The sequence below is a fragment of the uncultured Frigoribacterium sp. genome (assembly GCF_963515265.1).
Taxonomy (GTDB): Bacteria; Actinomycetota; Actinomycetes; order Actinomycetales; family Microbacteriaceae; genus Frigoribacterium.
On record NZ_CAUPYL010000004.1, the window covers coordinates 23,550 to 40,388 of the forward strand.

The 16,839-nt window shown below is 70.6% G+C and carries 15 protein-coding genes; 2 read left to right on the forward strand and 13 right to left on the reverse strand.

Features of this window, described 5'->3' with window-relative positions:
* Nucleotides 1-16 precede the first annotated feature (16 nt).
* The 5 genes from RWM17_RS01100 to RWM17_RS01120 form a co-directional block, all read right to left on the reverse strand.
* Nucleotides 17-1,741 carry a CBM35 domain-containing protein gene (locus RWM17_RS01100; RefSeq protein ID WP_314100698.1) on the reverse strand — a complete coding sequence of 575 codons (1,725 nt, stop codon included), beginning with the start codon at nt 1,739-1,741 and terminating at the stop codon, nt 17-19.
* Nucleotides 1,742-1,883: 142 nt separating this feature from the next.
* Entirely contained in the window at nt 1,884-3,857 is a 1,974-nt protein-coding gene (locus tag RWM17_RS01105; protein ID WP_314100699.1) for a beta-L-arabinofuranosidase domain-containing protein, read from the reverse strand.
* A 69-nt stretch (nt 3,858-3,926) separates the two neighbouring features.
* Nucleotides 3,927-4,688 carry a carbohydrate ABC transporter permease gene (locus RWM17_RS01110; RefSeq protein ID WP_399539866.1) on the reverse strand — a complete coding sequence of 254 codons (762 nt, stop codon included), beginning with the start codon at nt 4,686-4,688 and terminating at the stop codon, nt 3,927-3,929.
* Between the two features lie 116 nt (nt 4,689-4,804).
* Nucleotides 4,805-5,791, reverse strand: coding sequence for a sugar ABC transporter permease (locus RWM17_RS01115; RefSeq protein WP_314100701.1), 987 nt, complete (start codon nt 5,789-5,791; stop codon nt 4,805-4,807).
* A gap of 68 nt (nt 5,792-5,859) precedes the next feature.
* A complete protein-coding gene (locus RWM17_RS01120; RefSeq protein ID WP_314100702.1) occupies nt 5,860-7,116 on the reverse strand; it encodes an extracellular solute-binding protein in 1,257 nt (418 codons plus the stop codon).
* 163 nt (nt 7,117-7,279) lie between these two features.
* On the opposite strand from RWM17_RS01120, the gene RWM17_RS01125 reads away from it, so the two are divergent.
* Nucleotides 7,280-8,299, forward strand: a complete 1,020-nt coding sequence (locus tag RWM17_RS01125; RefSeq protein WP_314100703.1) for a LacI family DNA-binding transcriptional regulator — start codon at nt 7,280-7,282, stop codon at nt 8,297-8,299.
* Between the two features lie 41 nt (nt 8,300-8,340).
* Here RWM17_RS01125 and RWM17_RS01130 read toward each other — a convergent pair whose 3' ends face one another.
* From RWM17_RS01130 to RWM17_RS01160, 8 genes are all read right to left on the reverse strand, one after another.
* Nucleotides 8,341-9,057: a phenylalanine--tRNA ligase beta subunit-related protein gene (locus RWM17_RS01130; RefSeq protein WP_314100704.1), complete on the reverse strand. Its 717-nt coding sequence runs from the start codon at nt 9,055-9,057 to the stop codon at nt 8,341-8,343.
* Nucleotides 9,054-9,329, reverse strand: coding sequence for a helix-turn-helix domain-containing protein (locus RWM17_RS14050; protein WP_399539858.1), 276 nt, complete (start codon nt 9,327-9,329; stop codon nt 9,054-9,056). Before RWM17_RS14050 ends, RWM17_RS01130 begins: the two co-directional genes overlap by 4 nt.
* Nucleotides 9,330-9,355: 26 nt before the next feature.
* Entirely contained in the window at nt 9,356-9,514 is a 159-nt protein-coding gene (locus RWM17_RS01135) for a Rid family hydrolase (RefSeq protein ID WP_314100705.1), read from the reverse strand.
* A complete protein-coding gene (locus RWM17_RS01140) occupies nt 9,511-10,575 on the reverse strand; it encodes a LacI family DNA-binding transcriptional regulator (RefSeq protein ID WP_314100706.1) in 1,065 nt (354 codons plus the stop codon). The genes RWM17_RS01135 and RWM17_RS01140 overlap by 4 nt, the downstream gene beginning before the upstream one ends.
* 24 nt (nt 10,576-10,599) lie before the next feature.
* Complete coding sequence (locus RWM17_RS01145) at nt 10,600-12,555, reverse strand: beta-L-arabinofuranosidase domain-containing protein (protein ID WP_314100707.1); 1,956 nt, start codon at nt 12,553-12,555, stop codon at nt 10,600-10,602.
* Between the two features lie 3 nt (nt 12,556-12,558).
* Nucleotides 12,559-13,380 (reverse strand): carbohydrate ABC transporter permease, encoded by an 822-nt coding sequence (locus tag RWM17_RS01150; RefSeq protein ID WP_314100708.1) that lies wholly within the window; start codon nt 13,378-13,380, stop codon nt 12,559-12,561.
* Nucleotides 13,381-13,390: 10 nt separating this feature from the next.
* Nucleotides 13,391-14,326: a sugar ABC transporter permease gene (locus RWM17_RS01155; protein ID WP_314100709.1), complete on the reverse strand. Its 936-nt coding sequence runs from the start codon at nt 14,324-14,326 to the stop codon at nt 13,391-13,393.
* 77 nt (nt 14,327-14,403) lie between these two features.
* Nucleotides 14,404-15,696: a sugar ABC transporter substrate-binding protein gene (locus RWM17_RS01160; protein WP_314100710.1), complete on the reverse strand. Its 1,293-nt coding sequence runs from the start codon at nt 15,694-15,696 to the stop codon at nt 14,404-14,406.
* Between the two features lie 121 nt (nt 15,697-15,817).
* Here RWM17_RS01160 and RWM17_RS01165 point away from each other — a divergent pair, with 121 nt between their 5' ends.
* On the forward strand, nt 15,818-16,807 hold the full coding sequence (locus tag RWM17_RS01165) for a LacI family DNA-binding transcriptional regulator (protein WP_314100711.1): 990 nt from the start codon (nt 15,818-15,820) through the stop codon (nt 16,805-16,807).
* The last annotated feature ends 32 nt before the right edge of the window (nt 16,808-16,839 follow it).

Consider the following 16,839-nt stretch of genomic DNA (forward strand, 5'->3'; position numbering starts at 1 on the left):
CCTCGGGCGCGGGGCCTCAGCGGGGCCGCACCGTGATCGAGTCGATCTCGGCGAAGCCCGAGCCGCCGGCGTAGTTCGGCGAGCCCTTGGCGAGCCGGATCACGTTGTAGCCGGCCTTGAGCGTGACCGGGGTCGCGGCCGAGTCGGCGAAGCGGCCCCAGGCGCCGGTCGGCGCGTAGGAGACGTCCCGGAACGCGCTGCCGTTCGTCGCCAGCCCCTGGGTGGAGGTCGCCGCGCCGCCGTTGGCGTAGCGGGTGGTGAGCGCGTAGCTGCCCGCGGCGGGGACCTCGACGATGAAGTCGACGAAGCTGTTCGAGCGGCCGTCGCCCAGTCCGTCGATCCGGCCGACGTACCCTCCGTTGGACGCACCGGTCGAGGTCAGCCGCTGAGCGTTGACGACCGTCGCGTTCTCCGCCTCGTAGACCTGCTGGTAGGGCGTGGCCGGGCCGGCGGCCGGAGTGACCACCACCTGGTAGGCGCCGAGGTAGTCCTGGTTCGTGATCGGGACCGTGACGGCGCCGTTCACGATCGGGACGGTCGTGCTCGAGACCTGGGTCGGTGCGGAGACGTTGGTCATGCGCCCGGATCGCGGGGTGTAGTTGACCGTCACCCTGGCCTGCGTGCCGAAGCCGGCGAGGCCCTTGACCTGCACCGCGTTGTCGCCGAAGGTGCCGCCGAGGGCGACGTTGACGACCTTGCGGGTCGAGTCGTAGGAGGCGAAGCCGTCGAGATCGCCGGAGGGCGTCACCGCCAGCATGTTGCCGGCCATCTCGCCGTACCACTTGTACAGCCAGTACGAGCCGGTGGGGCGGTTGTTCCACACGAGCCCGCCCACGGTGCCGGACTCGTACCAGTAGGCCCGCTCGGCGTCGTTGATGCCGGTGCGCTCGAACTGGGCGATGTAGTGCGCCGCGACGCTGGGGGTGTCGATCTGGCTGGGGGAGCCGTACTCGTTGATCGAGATGGGTCGCGGGCTGATGCCGAGCGAACGCTCGATGGCCCGGTAGTCGGCGACGTGCTCGTCGACGGTGTTGTAGGTCTCGTCCTCGAGCTCGTGCCAGACGACGACGTCGGGCAGGGTGCCGTCGGCCTTGGCCCGGGCCATGAAGTCGCGCATCAGGTCGGGGTAGTAGCGGCTGTAGCTCGGGCCGACGATCGGCGTGGTCGTGTCCTGCAGCTTCACCTGTCGGTAGGTGCGCGTCCAGCCGTCGAGGAACGGACCGGCCTTGGCGGTGTCCCACGTGCCGTCAGGCTCGTTCCACAGCTCCCAGCCGTTGATGTTCGTGGTCGACCCCGCGTCGACGCGCGCCTTGACCATCGTGTCGATCTTCTGGGTCCAGTCCTCCCAGCTGATCCAGCGGTAGGGGAAGTTCGGGTAGACGTCGGGCATCCGCGCGTAGGACTGGGCGCCGTCGCGGGTGAACGCCGGGGCGGTCTTGAGGATGTCGCCCGACGGGACCGTGGCGCCGTTGCCGAGTTGCTGCACTCCGGGTGCGGGCTGGGTGTGCTGCTTGAGCTTCAGCGGCGTCAGGAGGCCGGGTGCGGGGTCGGTGTCGGTCGCGACCGCGTAGAGCCCGCCCGCCCCCACGTACGTGACCGGCCTGATGCTGGTCGCCGCGTCGACGACGAGCGTGTTCCCGGCCGCGCTGGCGGTCGCTCCCGGGGTGAGGAGCGCTGCGACCACCGCTGCGCTCAGGCCGAGGCCGAGAGCGGCCCCTGTCGACTTCTTCTTCGTTCTCATCCTGTGCTCCTTTGCGTGGACGAGCGGCGCCGTCGAGGACGGCATTGTCCGAAACCGCTTTCAGTAAGACTCACACGAGCTTGCAATTTAAGCAATGTGGGCACCTGAAGTGATTTCAGTGGGCGGGCGCCTTCGCTCGCCGTCAGGCCTCGAGGTCGTCCACGGGCAACCACACGCGCATCGTCGACGGGCCTCGGTTGCCCCACGCGGCGTACGGCAGGAGCTCCACGCTCCCGAGCGACCCGGCGGTCGACGCAGCACGGCCGTAGGGCCACCCGCTCGCGGGCGTGCGGCTGCGCGAGAGCTCGACCCTGGCGCCGACGGACGTGGTGACCGGGTCGACGGTCGTGTCGACGAGCACGTCGTTGACGCTGCCGGTCGGCAGGTCGACCGACTCGAGCGCGAGCACGAGCGGGCCCCGCTGGACGGCGACCTGGCCGCGGACCGCGTCGATCCGGGGATCGGGCAGCACCCACTCGGCGACGACGGGCAGCTCGAGCACGACGACGTCGCCCGCCGAGAAGCGGCGGCGGACGACGGTCGTCGAGCCCTGGGCCTGCCTGACCTCCCCGTCCGGCAGGACCACCGTGGCCGGGGCGCCGTCGGCCCACGAGGGGACACGGAGCGTCAGCTCCACCTCGCGCTCGACGTCGCCGCGCCACGTCACCTCGACGCGCCCGTCGAGGGGGTATCCGCTCGCGACGGACAGCGCCAGCGGCGTGCCGTCGTCGAGCACGGTGTCGACGTCGTAGCTCCCGTACTGGTGCAGCTGCACCCCGTCCGAGCTGCGGGTCGCGAAGAACTGCTCCACGCTGGCCAGGGTGCGCGCCACGTTGGTCGGGCAGCAGGACACCTCGAACCAGGGCGCCCGGAGGCTCGAGAGCGCGCGCGCGTTCAGCTCGTCCTCGTCCGGCTCGACGCCCTCGGACCGCTGGTGCAGCGTGTTCGTGTAGAAGAACGCGCGCCCGTCGTCGCGGGGCGACGCGAGCACGACGTTGAGGAGGGTCCGCTCGATGAGGTCGGCGTACCGGGCCTGGCCGTCCGCGAGCAGGAGGCGCCAGGAGAGCATCGTCGACGCGATGCCCGCGCAGGTCTCCGAGTAGGCGCGGTCCGGCGGCAGCTCGTGGTCGGCGCCGAACGCCTCGTCCTGGTGGTGCGAGCCCATCCCGCCCGTGACGTACGTGCGGGTGGCGACCGTCGCCTCCCACTGACGGCGCACCGCGTCGGCGAGCTCGTCGTCGCGTGTCTCGACGGCGACGTCGAGGGCGCCGGCGGCCAGGTACAGGGCGCGGACGGCGTGCCCGCGCAGCACGCCGGCGTCGCGCACCGGCACGTCGTCCTGGAAGTACTCGGCGCCGTACTCGATCTGGCCGAGCAGGCCCCGTCCGCGGCGGTCGACGAAGAGTCGGGCGAGCTCGATCCAGCGCGGCTCGTCGAGGGCGCGGCCGAGCTCGGCCAGGGCGACCTCCACCTCCGGGTGGCCGCAGATCGCGACCCGGCCCTCGGGGCCGAAGACGGTCCACAGGTGCTCGGCGAGACGCCGACCGACCTCGACCAGGCGGGGCGAGGCGCCGGTGCGCTCGGCGGCGACCACGGCCTGCAGCAGGTGGCCCATCGAGTACAGCTCGTGGCCCCACTCGAGGTCGCTCCACCGGGGTCGCTGCCAGGCACGGCCGAAGCTCGTGTGCAGGTAGCCGTCGCCCTCCTGCGCCGCGGCCACGCGGTCGACGAGGGCGTCGTAGCGTGCCTGCAGGGCCGTGTCGTGCTCCCGCCCCAGCTCCCACGCCATGCCCTCGAGGAGCTTGTAGACCTCGGAGTCGACGAACTCGATGCCGGAGTGCTCCCACGGCGTGCCGGGGTCGCTGAGGCCGGCGGCGGCGCGGTCGAAGTTGCCCGTCCAGCCGATGCGCTCCATCCAGTCCTCGCAGTGCCGCAGCACCACGTCGGCGTTCAGGGCCTGCTTCTCGGCCCAGAAGCCGTCGGTGAGCCGGATCTCGGTCGCGTCGAGCGGGGTGAGGGTCGAGGTGGACGGCGAGACGGCACCGGCGAAGCGACGGGCGTGGTCGCCCCGGGAAGCGGCAGGAGCGGTGTGGGCGTGTGGCGCGGTGGTGGTCACGAGGTTCTCCGGGTGGTGAGGGAGGGGAGCGAGTCGGGGGAGGAGCGGCTGGTGTCCGCGGTGCAGGCGTCAGTCCTTGACGGCCCCGGCGGTGACGCCGGCCGCGACGTAGCGCTGGGCGACGACGAGCAGCACCGTCGCCGGGATCGACGCGACCACGGCGGTCGCCATGATCGAGTTCCACTCCTGGTTGTTGTTGCCGATGTAGCGGTAGATGCCGAGCGTGATGGTCTGCGCGTCGCCGCCGCTGTTGAGGGTCGACGAGAAGACGAAGTCGGACCACGCCCAGAGGAAGGCGAAGAGGCCGACGGTGACGGCGGAGTTGCGGCTCACGGGCAGGACAACCGAACGGAACGTGCGCCACGCGCTGGCTCCGTCGAGCTTCGCGGCGCTCATCAGCTCGTCGGGGATGCCCCGCATGAACGCCGTGAAGATCAGCACCCCGAAGGGCACGGCCAGCGTCGAGTCGGCGATGACGAGGCCCCACCACTGGTCGAGGATGCCGAGGTTCAGGTAGATCGCGTAGAACCCCATCGCCATGATCACCTGGGGGATCATCTGCGCGACGATCATCACGAAGCTCAGCGCGCCTCCTCCGACCGGCCGCAGCTTGGCCAGGGAGTACGCGGCCGGTGCCGACAGGGCGACGGTGACGACGACGGTCCCGAGGCCGACCAGCAGGCTGGTGCCGAGGAACGGCAGCTGCTCGGCGACGACGGCACGGTAGCCGTCGAGCGTCGGGGCGGAGGGGAACCACGACGGCGGGCTCTGCCGCATCTGCGCGGTCGGGGTCAACGAGACGTTGATCATCCAGTAGATCGGGAACAGCATGATCGCGGTCAGCACGACCCCGATCACGGTGGTGGCGAGGCTGCGGCGGCCGGCGCGGCTCGAGGAGGCGCGGCGGGCGGCGGACGTGGGGGCCGCGGCGGGCCGGACGGTGGCGCTCACGACTGGTCCTGCTTCCTCTGCACTCGCAGGTAGACGAACCCGCAGACGAGCGCCATGACGATCAGCAGGTTGCCGACCGCGGCGGCGGGTCCGAAGGAGGGGAGGGTCGAGCCGAAGCCGAGCTGGTACGACCAGATGGCGAAGGTGGTGGAGGCGTCGCCGGGCCCGCCGCGCGTCATGATCCAGATGATGTCGAAGACCTTGAGCGTGTAGACGAGGCCCAGCAGGATCGTGATGGCCGAGACCGGGCGCAGCAGGGGGAACGTGATGCGCCAGAAGACCTGCCAGGCGTTCGCGCCGTCGAGCGCCGCCGCCTCGTAGATGTCGCCGGGGATGTTCTGCAGCCCGCTGTAGAGGATGACGAGGTTGAACGGGATGCCGATCCAGATGTTGGCGATGATCACGCTGGTGAGGGCCCACTGCGGCGAGGTGAGCCAGTTGACCTGATCGCCGCCGAGCGTGCGGATGACGGAGTTGACGACGCCGCTCTCGCTGTTGAGCATCCACGACCAGGTGGAGGCGCTGACGATCAACGGGAGCAGCCACGGCACGAGGAACAGGGCCCTGAGGGTCGACGACAGCGGGAACTTCTGGAAGAAGAAGACCGCCAGGGCCATGCCGATCGAGAACTGGAAGGCGATCGAGACGCCGGTGAAGAGCAGGGTGTTCACCAGGGCCGGCCCGAAGGTCGGGCTGGAGAAGACGTCGGTGAAGTTCTCGAGCCCGATGAAGGGCGCCGTCCCGTCGATGAACGACCGGACCGTGTAGTCGTGCGTCGACAGGTCGACGTTGCGGACCAGCGGCCAGACGTAGAAGACGGCGAGGTAGGCGACGACCGGGGCGAGGAACGCCCAGGCGGTGAGCTGGGAGGCCCCCGGTCCGCGTCGTCGCGGGCGTCGAGGCCCCCCGCCGGGGAGGTCGGGGCTCAGGGCCGACCTCCCCCCGGGCGGTGCCTCGCGACGTTCGATCGTGTCGGTGCTCATGGTGCTGCTCCTCGTCGTCCGGCGGTGCCCGGTGCGGTGGGTGGGGTGATGCGGTGGCGGTGCGGGGACTACTCGGTGGCGGACGCGGCGGCCTGCTGCGCCTCCTGCAGGGCTGCCTCGGGGTCGGACGACCCGCTGAGGCTGTTCTGCACGGCCTTCCAGAGCTGCTCCGAGATCTTCGGGTAGTCGGTGCCGAGGTCGTCGCTGGTGCGGCCCTTGGCGTCGGCGACCGCGGTGACCCACGGCTCGAGGTCGGGGTCGGTGGCGACCTGCTCTGCCTGGGCGTCCTTCGTGGGGGCCACGTAGGACAGCGTCGTGTCGGTGGCGATCAGGTTGTCGGTGCTCGTCAGGCACGACTGGATCTTCTCGCTCACCTCGTAGCGGGCGTCGTCGCTCTGGACGGGGACGGTGAGGAACTCGCCGCCGGTCGGTGCGGGGGCTGCGCCGCCGTCCTTCGAGGGGATGGAGATGATGCCGTAGTCGATGCCCGACTCCTTGACGCCGGCGAGCTGCCACGTGCCGTTCTCGCTGAAGGCGTACTCGCCGGTCAGGAACTCCTGCCAGCTCGTCGTCTGCGTGTTGTTGATGACCGAGTTGGGGGCGTAGCCCTTCTCGACCCAGTCGGTCCAGAGGGCCAGCGCCGAGACGGCGTCGTCCGAGTCGAGCTCGGTGAGGTCGGCGCCCGAGCCCCAGTACCAGGGCAGGAACTGGAAGCTGCCTTCTTCCGTCCCGATGCCCGAGAAGGTGATGCCCTTGCCGCCGGAGGCGGAGACCGCCTCGAGAGCGGAGGTCAGGCTGTCCCAGTCGGTGATCGACGCAGGGTCCACGCCTGCGGCGTCGAGGACGGTCTTGTTGTAGTAGAGCGCGAGGGTGTTGGCGCCGATGGGGACGCCGTAGGTCTTCCCGTCGAGCTGGCCGGCGGCCAGGATGTTCGCCTCGATCTCCGAGGTGTCGGCGCCCGTCTCGTCCGTGTCGGTCAGCAGGCCTGCCTCGGCGAGGGTCGAGACGACCGGGTTGTCGACGAGCAGGAGGTCGGGCGAGTTGCCCTGCTGGCCGGCGAGCAGCGCCTTGCTGGTGAGGTCGGACGTGTCGTAGCCGGTGCGCTCGACCGTCACGCCCGCCTCCGTGCCGCACTTCTCGATGAGCTTCGCCCAGTCGCTCGAGTCGTCGAACTGGGGGTACGGGTCCCAGAACGTGTAGGTGCCGGTCGCGGCGTCGGTCGAGCCGCCGCCTGCTCCGCCGGAACAGCCGGTCAGGGCGAGGGTCGCGGCGGCCAGGCCGACGACCGCGACGGCGGTGCGCTTGCTGCGGATGAACGAGATCACAGGAGGTTCCTCTCTGAACTGCTGCGGATGCTCTGTCAGAGAGCCCGGCAGGTGCAGCACAGGGCGCTCATCGTCGAGAGCAAAGAGACCGAAACTGGTTTCGGGTGCGAAGTTACACGGGCATGACTTGCTGGTCAATCACTTTGTGAACTATTTTCGGCACATGACCACTGCAGGAGGCGGCAAGGCGGCGGCCCCCGTCACGCTGGCTGACGTCGCCCGAGCTGCCGGGGTGTCGGTCGCGACCGCCTCCAAGGCCCTGAACGGCCGGGCGCAGGTGCGGGAATCCACCCGGGTCAAGGTGCAGGAGGCCGCTGCGGCGCTCTCGTTCACGCCCAACTTCTTCGCGCAGGCGCTGAACTCGGCCCGGACCGGCACGATCGGGATGGTGACGAGCGACCTCGACAACCGGTTCGTCCTGCCCGTGCTGCTGGGCGCCGAGGACGCGTTCGGCTCGGGCTCGTTGTCGGTGCTGCTCGCCGACGCCCGGGACGACGCGCTGCGCGAGCAGCTGCACCTGCAGACGCTGCTCACGCGTCGGGTCGACGGCCTGCTGATCGTCGGTCGGACGACGAACCCGCGTCCGCCGGTCCCCCTGCTCGCGGACGTCCCGGTCGTCTACGTCTACGCACCCTCCAGCGACCCCGCGGACGCCTCGTTCACCCCCGACAACGTCCAGGCCGGACGGCTGGCCGCCGAGCACCTCATCGAGAAGGGGCGGACGCGGATCGCCCTCGTCAACGGCGAGGCCTCCTACGCCGCGGCTCGCGACCGGGCCGTGGGCGTCCAGCAGGCCCTGTCCGCAGCCGGGCTCGAGCTGGTCGGGGGGACGTCCCTCTTCGGGCAGTGGGGCGAGGGGTGGGGCAGGGACTGCGCGCGCCTCCTCGTCCGGGGCAGCGAGCCCGTCGACGCGATCATCGGCGGCAGCGACCACATCGCCCGCGGTGCGATCGACGCGTTGCGCGACGAGGGCGTGAGCGTCCCGGGCGACATCTCCGTGATCGGCTTCGACAACTGGGACCTCCTGGTCCGCGAGTCGCGGCCGCCCCTGACGAGCGTCGACATGTCGCTCGAGCAGCTGGGCCGCTCTGCTGCTCAGCACCTCGTCGACGCCATCGGCGGGGCGCCCTCTCCCGGCGTCGTCGCCGGCCCGGTCCGCCTCGTCGTCCGGGACTCGGCCTAGTCGCGTCGAGGTCCAATGGGCAGGTCCTGCGCCGGAGCCCGTCAGGCGGTCGCCGTGCCGCCGAGGGTGCGGGACGCGACGAGCACGTCGGGCACGAGCCTCGACAGGTGGGTGGCGAGGTCGTCCGTCGCGGCTCGGAGCTGCTCGTCGGTCATGGGTGCGAGGGCGTCGAGGATGAACAGGGCGCTCGTGGTGCTGTCGCGCAGCTGCGTCCGCCGACCCTGGCGCCAGTTCCAGCGACGGCAGGTGACGCCGGCGTCGTCGCGCCAGACGACCTCACCGGTGTCGGGGTGCTCGGTCACGTCGGCGCCGCCGGCGGTCGTGTCGAAGTCCTCGTCGCCGGAGGCGCGGGTCAGGTGGGGTGCGCCGACGTAGTGGTCGAGGTCCTCACCGCCCAGGGGAACCTGGTGCAGGACGGAGATCGCGTTGTAGATGTCGGTCAGCCTGTTCACCCGCGGCAGGCCGCCTTCGGCGCGGCGGAGGAGCGCCTCGAGGCTGTTCCGGGTGCGCTGGGGCTTGGCCCCGAAGCTGCGGTAGGCGTCTCGCCAGGCTGCGACGTGCGCCAGCTCCTCCACAGGCGAGGTGGCGAGCAGCGCACGAGCTCGCTCCTCGGCGGCGCTCAGGAGATCATCGGTCGCCTGGTCGCTGTCGCCGGGCGTGAGACCCGACAGGGCGAGGAGGGACACCCGGTAGTCGGGCCGCAGCGCCAGGACGCCGTCGTCGATCCGGGCCTGGTCGAGCAGGGCGAAGGTGGTCATGGTCGTTCCTCTCGGGGTTCTCCTGACGGGGGTGGGGTGATCAGCTCGTCCAACCTGCCCAGTTCGAGTCCCAGCTCGCGGAACAGACGCACGACGACGAAGACACTAGGCCCTGTGCCCTGGCCGGTCTCGATGCGCCGCAGCGTCGCGGTCGCGATCTCACAGCGCCTCGCGACGTCCTCCTGCCGGAGGCCCATGGCGATCCGGGCGTGCCTGACGAGCCGACCCAGCCGACCAGCCGGGCCGGGGTCCGAGAACAGCGGGCTCGGCACGGGATCCTCCTGAGGACGCCACCACGTCAGATCGACGCGGTGGCCTCGATCTCGATCCGCGCCCCGAGCGGCAGGCCGGCCACGGCCACCGTCGTCCGCGCGGGGTACGGGGCCTCGAAGACAGAGGCGTAGACGCAGTTCACGGCGTCGGGAGCGCCGGGAGCGTCAAGAGAGGTCCGTGTCATGGTCGCCGTCCTGTCGCGGGCAGCTGGACCTCCGGTGCCGGAGCGGGTGCGGTGGAGCCCCTGACCACGAGGCGAGTCGGCACGACGTGCACGCCGGCCCCGCCCCCGCCGTCGATCGCGGTGAAGAGGAGGCGGGCCGCCAGCCGCCCGAGTTCCTCCAGGTCCATGCTGATGGACGAGAGCGGCGGACGCGCCTGGGTGGCGATGTGGCGCCAGTCGTCGTGGCCCATCACGGCGATGTCGGTCGGAACTCGCCTTCCCGTCTCACGAAGTGCGTCCAGGACTCCCCGTGCGAGCTGGTCGGCACCACACGCGATCGCATCGATCTCCGTGTCGCTCGCCAACAGGCGGCGCGTCTCGCGACGGCCCCACGCCTCCGTCCAGTCCCCGAAGAACGGACCCCCGCCGACGAACTGCAGGCCGCGGCTCGCCATCGCCTCACCGGCTCCGGCGGCACGATCCACGGCCGCAGCGAAGCTGGGGTCTCCTGCCACGTAGGCGATGCGGCGTCGACCGGAGTCCAGCAGGTGCTCGATCGCCAGGCGTCCTGCTCCGTAGCCGTCGCTCACCACGCTGATGTCGGTCGGGTCGGCGCTGGGGGAGTAGGCGTAGACCACGGGCACCCTGAGGTCACGGCCCAGGCTGGGGCGGGGGTTGGTGGTGTCGCCCACGACGATGAAGCCGTCGACCCTCCTCGCGAGCAGGGCCCTGACCTGCTCTCTCTCCTTCTTCGCGTCTCCACGGGCATCGCAGAGGAAGGCCTGTATGCCGCCGGTCCCGAAGGCGTCCTCGGCGCCCATCATGACGGGGATCGAGAACCGCCCCTCGAGATCGTGAGTGATCAGCCCCACGGTTCCCGAGCGCCCGTGGGGGCGGTTCGCGTCGAGCCGGGTGGGCGTGAAGCGGAGTGCCGCGGCTGCACGCTCGACCCGCCCGCGCGTGTCCGCCCTGACCTTGTATCCGCCTCGCAGCGCCTTGGACGCCGTCGCGATCGAGACGCCGGCGGCCGCGGCGACGTCCTTGAGCGTCGCCGGGCGGTCTGGAGGACGACGGTCAGCCATCTCGGCCGCCGTCCCGTCCCGTCCTCATCGCCCGTCACGCACCCACACGCGCATCTCGCCCTCGCCGCGGTTGGCCCAGCTGAAGTAGGGCACGAAGACGAGCTCGGCGGGCTCCTCGACCGGATCGACGCTGCGGTAGAGCCCCGTGCCGGGGATCTGCGTCCGGATGCCGGCCGCCTGCACCGTGTCCACGTCACCGAGGCGGCCCGTCCTCAGCTCCGCGTCTCGGGGGAGCGCCAGCATCTGCAGCTCGGCCCCGTTGTCGACCTCCTCCAGGGCGTAGACGAGGGGGCCGCGCGCGACGGCGACCTGACCGGCGTGATCGGCCAGCCGGGCGTCGGGACGCAGGCGGCGCGGCGTCGTGTCGAGCTGCAGCACGACGCGGTCGCCGGCCGTCCAGCTGCGAGTGACGCTGACGTAGCCGTCGTCGCCGAGGATCGCCTCGTCGGCGAGGTCCACGTCCTCGCCGGCGACCGTGAGCGTGGAGGCCGCCGACCAGGCAGGCACCCTGAGGGTCACGGTGAACGGCGACGACGAGGGGTGCTCGACGCTCAGCTCGACGCGCCCGCTGCCGAGCACGTCCGCGTCGATCGTCACGCGCGCCTCCTCGCCCCCCACCGGCACGCGCACCTCGCCCGAGACGGCGACGTGCACCACGAGCTCGTCGTCGCCGAAGGCGTAGGCGTAGGAGCCCAGGGAGGTCAGCAGGCGCGCGACGTTGGGCGGGCAGCAAGCCACCTCGAACCACTCGTGGCGTCCGACGCCGCCCCGGCTGGACAGGGGGTTGTCGTAGAAGAAGCACCGCCCGTCGTGCGAGAGCCCCGCGAGCACGCCGTTGTGGAGGACCAGCTCGAGCACGTCGCCGTAGCGACGGTGGCGGTCGATGCGGAGCAGGCGCTGGGCCCACATGGCCAGGCCGATGGCGGCGCAGGTCTCGGCGTACGCCGTGGCGTCGGGCAGGTCGAAGTCCTCGGTGAAGCCCTCGTTGACCGCGCTCGTCCCGATCCCGCCGGTGACGTAGGTGCGACGCGAGAGGAGGTGGTCCCACAGCCGACGGCACGCCTCGAGCAGCGAGTCGTCGCCCTGCTCGCGTGCCAGGTCGGCCATCGCCGAGTACAGGTACATAGCCCGGACGGAGTGGCCCACCGCCTCCGACTGCTCGCGGACCGGGGCGTGGGCCTGGAGGTACTCACGGCTGCGGCCAGGGTGGTCGGGGCCGGGGAAGTGGTCGCCGAACCAGCCGGGCGTACCTCGGCGCTCGGCCTCGAGGTCGAAGAAGTAGGGCTCACGCCCGCGTTCCTCGACGAAGTAGGAGGCGAGGTCGAGGTACCGCTGCTCGCCCGTCGCTCCGGCGAGCTTGACCAGGGCCAGCTCGATCTCCTCGTGGCCGTCGTATCCGCGGAGCTGCCCGTCGCCGCGCCCGAACACCGCCTCGATGAGGTCGGCGTAGCGGCGCACCACGTCCAGGAGGCTGGTCTTGCCGGTCGCGGCGTGGTGCGCGACGGCAGCCTCGATGAGGTGCCCGGCGCAGTACAGCTCGTGGGCGTCACGGAGGTCGGTGAAGCGGCCCGCGGGGTCGATGGTCTGGAAGTAGGTGTTGAGGTAGCCGTCGTCTTCCTGCGCGGCGGCGAGGAGAGCGATGACGTCGTCGAGCTGGGCGTCGAGGTCGGCGTCGGGGTGGTCGACCAGGCTGTTGCTCGCGGCCTCGATCCACTTGGCGACGTCGCTGTCCCAGAAGATGTGCGGCACCGGGTCGCCGACCAGTTCTTCGTGGCGGAGCGCGTGCAGGTGCCCCACCGTGTCGAGCTGGTGGCGCTGGAACGGGATCGTCTCGGCGACGACCGTCTCGATGCGGGGCGACCAGAACGTGTCGTCGACGGTGACGGCGTCCAGCGGCGCAGGGCGCGAGGGACGGCCGCGGCCAGCGGCCGCGATCGCGTCGGCCTGGTGGTCCGTGGTGTGGTTGATGGTGTCGGTCATGGCTCAGCCCTTCAGAGCGCCGGAGGTGAATCCGCGGACGTAGTACCGCTGGAGGAGGAGGAAGAGGAACAAGCACGGGATCGCCGAGACGATGACGCCGGCCTGGAGCGCTCCGTAGTCGACCTGGCCGAGGCTGCCGCTGCGGAGGCTGACGAGGGCGACGGGCAGCGTGAAGCGAGATCCGTCGGTGAGGAAGATCAGCGGTGCGATGAACTCGTTCCAGGAGGCGAGGAACGCGTACAGGCAGACGGTGACGACGCCGGGGACGGTGCCCGGCAGGAGCACCTTGAGGAAAGCGGTCCGGCTGGTGCAGCCGTCGACGTAGGCGGCCTCGTCGAGTTCCCTGGGCAGGGACTCGAACGAGTTGCGCATCATGAACAGGCTGAAGGGCAGCTGCAGCATCACCAGCACGAGGGCGAGGCCCACGAGGCTGTCCTGCAGGCCGATCCAGCCGAGCAGGACGTACAGGGGGATGAGGATCGTCGCGTACGGCACCATCAGGATCGCCAGGGCCAGGACGAAGAGCACGTTCTTGCCCGGGAAGGTGAGCCGGGCGAAGGCGTAGCCGGCGGGCACGGAGACGACGAGCACGCCCGCGACGGTCATGAGGGCGACGGCGCCGGTGTTGAGCACGTACGTGCCGAGGCCGCTGCCGTAGTCCACGACCCGGCTGTAGTTGGCGAACCCGAAGCCGCCGTCGGGCGAGGCGCCCGAGTCGGTGAGGGAAGACCAGAGGGTCCAGGCGAGGGGCAACAGGAAGGCCACGGCGATGACGATCGAGACGACGTGCCAGGCGGTGGCGCCGAGAGTGCGTCGGAGTTTCACGGTCGGCCGCCTACTTGGTGTTGTCGCGCCGGAGGAGCGCGAACTGGGCGAGGTTGAGGACGAGGAGGAACGCGAGCACGACGACAGACAGGGCGGCGGCGGTCCCGAGGTCGTACTGCACGAAGGCCTTGCGGTACAGGGCGATCACGAGGGTCACCGTCGAGTTGTCGGGCCCGCCGCTCGTGAGGACGTAGAACTGGTCGAACGCCAGCACGCTGCCCGTGACCGAGAGGATGAGCATCAACGCCAGGGACGGGCGCAGCAGCGGCACGGTGACGGACCAGAAGGTCCGCATCGGCCCCGCGCCGTCGACACGCGCCGCTTCGTAGACCTCGTCGGGGATCGCCTGCAGCCCTGTGAGCAGGATCAGCATGAAGAACCCCGAGAATCTCCAGATCACGAGCAGGAGGGTCGACCAGAACGCGCCCGCCGGGGTCGCGATCCAGGCCACCGGCCCGATCCCGAAGGTCGCGAGCAGCTCGTTGAGGCCGCTCGTCGGCTGCGTGTAGAGACCGTAGAAGATCAGGGCGCTCGACGAGATGCCGATGGCGGCGGGGATGAAGAACGCGGTGCGGTACAGCGCGGTCCCGGGTCGAGCTTGCTGGATGAGCAGTGCCAGGCCGAGGGCGATCGCGCTGAGCACGACGGTCGTCACGATCGTGTAGACGAGCGTGAACCCGGCAGCCTTCACGAAGAGAGGGTCGGAGAGGCCCGCGAAGTTGGCTCCCCAGTTCGGCTTCGAGACGCCGATGAGGGGCCAGTCGTTCAGCGACATCCAGAAGAGCAGCCCCAGCGGGAGGACGAAGACCACCCCGACGACGAGAGCGGTGGGGGCGGCGAAGAGGAGCCCGGTGCGTCGCTGCTCGGCGAGGTGGGCTGAGGTGCCTGCCCGGGAGCGTCGTGTGGTTCTGGGGGTGGCGTCTGGTGGCGCGGCGAGAGTGACCATGGTCGTCCTTGACTTGTGGTGGGGGTGGCGTACGAGGGCCGGCGGGGCCCAGGATGCTGGGCCCCGCCGGCTGGTGCTCACTGGCTCAGTGCTGCGGAGATGGCGTCGTTGTCGGCGCCTCGCTCGGAGGCGTCACCGAAGACCTGGTTCCGGACGTACGCGGTCCAGGGGCCGTTTGCGTCGTTGAAGGTCGAGCCGAACGCGGCCGAGACGGGGGTCTGGCCGACGGAGACGAGGCGTGACAACTCGGCGACGTTGGGGTCGGCCTCGGAGTACTCGTTGTCAGCGAGGTCGGTACGAGAAGGCAAGGCGCCGCTCTTCGCCACGACGTCGATCTGGGCCTCGTCGCCGATGGTCCAGGACAAGAAGTCCCAGGCAGCTGCCGCCTTCTCGCTGGTCGACGCGATGCTCAGCGTGTCGCCGCCGAGGAACGTGCTCTCACCGCCGTCGACGCCGGGCACCGGGGCGATGCCGACGTCGAGGGTGTCGGACTTCGGGTAGGTCCCGTACGCGGTGGCGCCGAGGACCTGCCAGCCGATCTGGCCGGTGCCGAACGCCGTGCCGAAGGTGGCGCCGGTCTCGGTCTGGGCCGCTTCGGGAGCGAGACCGTCTTCCCATGCCGTGCGGTACTGGTCGTAGACCGAGCCGGCTGTGTCGGTGTCGAGATCGGCTTCGGTTCCGTCGTCGTTGAGGACTTCTCCGCCGTCGGCCCAGATGCTCGGCCAGGTGGTGAAGAGCATGCAGCCGCCGCAGTTGCCGCCGAAGTAGAAGCCGTCAGCGCCCTCGACCCCGTCGATCGCCTTGGCCGCCTCGAACCAGCCGGGGAGGTCGGTGGGCGGGGAGTCGGGGTCGAGTCCCGCCTTCTCGAAGAGCACCTTGTTGTAGAACACCGCGGAGAGGTCGATGTCGTGCGGGACGGCGTACTTCTTGCCGTCGGCCGACGTGCCCACCGCGATGTGTCCCTCGGCGAGGTCGTCGGCGAAGGGGAGCGCGTCGATCTCCGCGGTCAGGTCGCGGAAGAGCCCCTTGGTGACGTAGTCGGGGGTGAAGACGACGTCGGACGAGACGATGTCGGGCAGCTGGCCGGCACCTGCAGCGCTCGCGACCTTCTGCTGGTAGGCGTCGAAAGGGACCACCGTCAGCTCGACCTGGTTCTCGTGGCTGTCGTTGTAGGCGTCGACCAGTGCCTGGGTGTAGTCGCTGGTGGCGGACCGGGTCCACATCGTGACGGTCGTGCCGTCGTCGGTGGCTTCGAGCTGACCGCCCGTCGAGGCGGCCGGGCCTGTCTGGCAGGCACTGAGGAGGAGCGCAGCGGCCACGGCGGACGCCGAGACCACCGCCAGACGGCGGGGCGCGAGAGGACGTTGCACGAGATCTCCTTTGATCGATCGAGGTCGTTCCTCGATGCCGAAAACGTTGTAGTGAAAGTACGGTCGGGCTACAGTTTTCGTCAAGGAACGAAAACGAAAATTCTACGAATAAGGATTCGCCATGGACCGCGTGCGCATCGTCGACCTCGCCGCCGACCTCCAGGTCTCGATCTCGACGGTCTCGAAGGCGCTCGCCGGCAGCTCGGAGATCAGCGAAGCGACCCGCAGTCGTGTCCAGGGCCGCGCGTCAGAACTCGGCTACCGTCCGAACGGCGCTGCACGGCGCCTCCGCACAGGGCGGACGCGGGCGATCGGGCTCCTCAGCCACGACAGCATCGGCTGGCAGAGCCTGCCCGTGCTCCTCGGCGCGGAAGAGGCCTTCGGCGCCGAGGAGACAGCCGTCCTCCTGAGCGACGGGCGAGGCGACCCCGTCCGCACCCGGCACCACATCCGCACCCTCCTGGACCACGGCATCGACGGCATCATCGCCCTGTCGCACAGCACCGACGACCAGGCCTCCCTCGGCCAGGTGGGAGTGCCCGTCGTCTACGCCTACGGCGCCTCCGACGACCCTGACGACTTCTCCGTCGTGCCCGACGAGTCCGAGGGTGCCCGGCGAGCTGTCGAGCTGCTCATCGGACTCGGCCGGACCCGCATCGGCCACGTGGCCGGACCGAGCTCCTACGCGGCCACGAAGCGCCGGGCCAAGGCGGCAGACCAGGCCCTGCGTGCGCGTGGGCTCCAGTTCGCCGGCGGTCGGCCGCTCTCCGGCGAGTGGTCGGAGCACTGGGGCAGGGTCGGGACCGAGATGCTCCTCGAGCGGGAGCCGGAGCTCGACGCCCTCTTCTGCGGGAACGACACGATCGCCCGGGGTGCTCTCGACGCGCTGGCCCGGCGTGGTCGGAGCGTGCCCGGCGACGTCGCCGTCATCGGGTACGACAACTGGGAAGCGATCGCCGCGGGGAGCAGTCCGGCGTTGTCCACGGTCGACATGAACCTGCGCGAGGTCGGGAAGACGGCGGCGCAGAGCCTGGCGAGCCTCATCGGGGGCCAGCAGCTCCGAGGCACGAGGCGTCTGGAGACCAGCCTCGTCGTCCGCCAGTCGACCTGACGACGTGGCAGTGTCGTCTCGCCGATCTTCGT

Excerpts from the sequence above, each read along its gene's own strand:
- RWM17_RS01100 (WP_314100698.1), bottom strand. The coding sequence starts at position 1,741 with ATGAGAACGAAGAAGAAGTCGACAGGGGCCGCTCTCGGCCTCGGCCTG.
- RWM17_RS01110 (WP_399539866.1), bottom strand. The coding sequence starts at position 4,688 with ATGCTGTTCCCGATCTACTGGATGATCAACGTCTCGTTGACCCCGACC.
- RWM17_RS01115 (WP_314100701.1), bottom strand. The coding sequence starts at position 5,791 with ATGAGCACCGACACGATCGAACGTCGCGAGGCACCGCCCGGGGGGAGG.
- RWM17_RS01125 (WP_314100703.1), top strand. The coding sequence starts at position 7,280 with ATGACCACTGCAGGAGGCGGCAAGGCGGCGGCCCCCGTCACGCTGGCT.
- RWM17_RS01130 (WP_314100704.1), bottom strand. The coding sequence starts at position 9,057 with ATGACCACCTTCGCCCTGCTCGACCAGGCCCGGATCGACGACGGCGTC.
- RWM17_RS01135 (WP_314100705.1), bottom strand. The coding sequence starts at position 9,514 with ATGACACGGACCTCTCTTGACGCTCCCGGCGCTCCCGACGCCGTGAAC.
- RWM17_RS01140 (WP_314100706.1), bottom strand. The coding sequence starts at position 10,575 with ATGGCTGACCGTCGTCCTCCAGACCGCCCGGCGACGCTCAAGGACGTC.
- RWM17_RS01145 (WP_314100707.1), bottom strand. The coding sequence starts at position 12,555 with ATGACCGACACCATCAACCACACCACGGACCACCAGGCCGACGCGATC.
- RWM17_RS01155 (WP_314100709.1), bottom strand. The coding sequence starts at position 14,326 with ATGGTCACTCTCGCCGCGCCACCAGACGCCACCCCCAGAACCACACGA.
- RWM17_RS01165 (WP_314100711.1), top strand. The coding sequence starts at position 15,818 with ATGGACCGCGTGCGCATCGTCGACCTCGCCGCCGACCTCCAGGTCTCG.